Below are 3,017 nucleotides of genomic sequence, written 5' to 3'. Positions count from 1 at the left end.
GGGTGGAGGCGGACTAGGCGCCTGCCTGCTCGCGGGCCCACCGGTAGTCCGCCTTGCCGGCAGGGCTCCGTTCGATGACAGTCCGGAAGACGATCGCCTTGGGCAACTTGTAGCGCGCCAAGGACTTTGCTGCGTGGGCGATCAGTTCATCGGGACCGAGTGCGACGCCTTCGGCGAGCGCGACCACGGCGACGACCTCCTGGCCCCAACGTTCGCTTGGCCGGCTCGCCACCACGACGTCGACGACGGCCGGATGCGACGCGATCGCCGTCTCGACTTCTTCGGCGAAGATCTTCTCGCCGCCGGAATTGATGGTGACCGAGTCGCGGCCGAGGAGTTCGATGGCATCGTCGGCGAGATGGCGGGCGCGGTCACCCGGCACGGCGTAACGCACACCGGCGATCACCGGGAACGTCGCCGCCGTCTTGGCTGGATCTCCTTTGTAACCAAGGGGAACGAACCCGCGCTGGGCAAGCCAGCCCATGCCGTCGTGACCGGGTTCGAGGATGCCGCTGAGGTCTTCTGACACCACGAAGGTATCGGCTCCCGGCTTGAACGTGCCGGTCGAGACGGCACCGGGGGCCGACATGTGGGCCATCTGGGCGCCAGTCTCCGACGACCCGACACCGTCGACGACGACCAAGCCCGGCTTCGCATCGATGAGGCGTTGCTTGGTGGTAGGGGTCAACAGGGCGCCACCGTTGGCCACCACCGCCAGCGAGGAGACGTCAGCAGTCGTGCGTTCGATGGCCTCCGCGAGCGGTCGGGCCATCGCGTCGCCGACCACGGTCACCACCATGACCCGTTCGCGTTCGATCGTCGCGACCACCTCGTCGGCATCCAGATGGTCGACCACGGACGCGAATACCACCGACTGGCCCGTCGTCAGCGCGGTCATCACGCCCCACTGGGCGGCGCCGTGGATCAACGGCGGCAACACCATCAGCTTGGTGCCCGCTCCGGCCGCCGCGCGCTCCGCGATCTCCGCGTAGGACGCGGCCGCCTTGCCCGTGTAGAGCTCCCTCCCACCGAACGAGGTCATGAAGATGTCGTGCTGACGCCACAGCACGCCCTTCGGCATCCCGGTGGTGCCACCGGTATAGAGCACGTAGAGGTCGTCGGGGGAGGGCTGCACCGGTGGGGGCTCCGGAGAACTCGCGGCGAGGACGGTCTCGTAGTCGACCGCGCCGTAGACGAGTTCATTGCCCGAGTCGTCCGCGATCTGGATCAGCACCCGCAGTTTCGGAAGGTTGGGCAGTATCTCGGCGACTCTTGGCGCGAAGGCGGCATGGTAGATGAGCGCCGTCGCGCCGGAATCAGCCAGCAGATAGTGCAATTCGTCCTTGACATAGCGGTAGTTGACGTTGAACGGCGCGACCCTGGCGCGGAATGCGCCGAGGAGTCCCTCGACGAACTCATTGCCGTTGTAGGCGTAGATGCCCACCATGTCCTGCCCTACCTCGTGGCCGGCCAAGGTGTCTCGCGGGGTGTGGCAACCCAGCCCGCGCGCGTGCAGATAGGAGGCGAGCCGGTTGGACCGCTCGACGACTTCGGAATAGCTGAACTGGCGGTCACTCTGGGTGAGCAGGACGCGATCACCGATCTCGGCGGCGACGGCATCGAGGACGGCGGGAACGGTGAACTGCTGGGCCATCTGTGCGGTTCTCCTCAGTCTCAGGGCTGGTGGGGGAGGAGCTTGATCATCAGGCCATTGGCTTCGCTCAAGACGGTGCCGTCGGGATCGGTCATGGTCGCCGTGATGAATGCCTTGCGGCCCTCGATGCGGTCGATCCGGCCGCAGCTGATCAACGGTGTGTCGATCGGCGTGACTGCGCGGTAGTCGACGTGCAGGTAGGCAGTGCGGCTGATGGGGCGCCCTGCGGCGGAGACGATCATGCCGAAGTGCCAGTCATAGAACAGCGGGATGACGCCGCCGTGCACCGCCATGTTGCCGCCGACGTGAAAACGACTGAAGTGGCCCTTCATCGTGACGCCGGCCTCGCCGAACTCCGAGATCGTCCACGGGGGAATGAGGGGGTGGCCCAGTCCTGGCAGTTCGATGGCGCGCCCGGCAGGGGCCTGGCCGTCGGGTACCTCGAAGCCCTCGAGCGATGCGCAGACGCCTTCGATCTGCTCGGACGCGGCGGTCCACGTCGCGCCATCGGGGTTGGTGGAGACTGCGAGATCCTGCAGGCGACGGACCGCCGTGGCGAACCGCTCCAATTCCGGTGGTGCCTCAACGGGTTTCAGCTCGGGGAAGCCGCGAGTGTCCGTCACGAGGCCTGCCACGCCGCGATCAGTTCGTCGGTGGTCGTGACCGTGGCGAGCAGTGACAGGGTGTTCTCGATCATCGCCGTACCGTACTCGGCGGGGTACCCCGCGACGGCATCCCGCGGCAGCACCACGCGGTATCCCGTGTTCACCGCGTCCATGACGAGGTTGGGGATCGCGATGTTCAGTGAGACGCCGACCGGGATGATGGTCGACACACCGAGGTTGCGCAGCACCGCGTCGAGGTCGGTGCCGCCCATCGGACCGACGCCGTGCCACCGGGACAAGACCACGTCGGACGGCTCAGGGCCGGCTTCGGGCAACAGGGTGGCGCCTTCGCTACCCGGCGTGATGTCGACCCCCTTCCCTGCGCCTGCGAAGAGTCGCGCGTTGTGGTTCGAACCGAGTCCGTCGGGACGCCGCTGAACCAGGCAGTGCACCACCCGGACACCCGCGGCGCGCGCCATCGGGAGCAGTCGGGCAATGTTGGGTAGCGCCTCGCGGCGGGCCTCGGCAGCCAGCACGACGAGTCCGGCATTTGGCCCCATCACGGCACCCTGTACCTCCTGTGTGACGACCGCCGTGTGTGCAGGCGTCACCAGCTCGGCGAGTACCGGCTTCACGTCGATGGCACGGCGCTTGGCGCGACGTCGGCGGGTGGGCTGGTGGGTGAAATGTCGTAGAACTGCGCCGCCCACTTCCTCAGCGCCATATAGGGTTTCGCATCCACCCGCGAGAGGGCCGGG

General features: G+C 67.2%; 3 protein-coding genes. All 3 read right to left on the bottom strand.

What is annotated here, in order from left to right; translation table 11 throughout:
- Positions 1-13: 13 nt before the first annotated feature.
- The 3 genes from mig to ACRDUX_RS08155 are packed head-to-tail and all read right to left on the bottom strand — an operon-like array spanning position 14 to position 2,894.
- Entirely contained in the window at positions 14-1,654 is a 1,641-nt protein-coding gene (mig, locus tag ACRDUX_RS08165; RefSeq protein WP_526412751.1) for a medium-chain acyl-CoA ligase Mig, read from the bottom strand.
- Between the two features lie 20 nt (positions 1,655-1,674).
- Positions 1,675-2,277: a PaaI family thioesterase gene (locus ACRDUX_RS08160; RefSeq protein WP_526412749.1), complete on the bottom strand. Its 603-nt coding sequence runs from the start codon at positions 2,275-2,277 to the stop codon at positions 1,675-1,677.
- Positions 2,274-2,894 (bottom strand): cysteine hydrolase family protein, encoded by a 621-nt coding sequence (locus tag ACRDUX_RS08155; RefSeq protein ID WP_526412747.1) that lies wholly within the window; start codon positions 2,892-2,894, stop codon positions 2,274-2,276. The genes ACRDUX_RS08160 and ACRDUX_RS08155 overlap by 4 nt, the downstream gene beginning before the upstream one ends.
- Positions 2,895-3,017 lie beyond the last annotated feature (123 nt).

The organism is Mycobacterium sp. (genome assembly GCF_050701675.1).
Taxonomy (GTDB): Bacteria; Actinomycetota; Actinomycetes; order Mycobacteriales; family Mycobacteriaceae; genus Mycobacterium.
The sequence above is the reverse complement of the archived record's forward strand: the minus strand, read 5'-3'. Positions and strand labels throughout refer to the sequence as shown.

What these genes read in the sequence shown, in the direction of transcription:
- mig (WP_526412751.1), bottom strand. Translation starts at nt 1,654, where the DNA reads ATGGCCCAGCAGTTCACCGTTCCCGCCGTCCTCGATGCCGTCGCCGCC.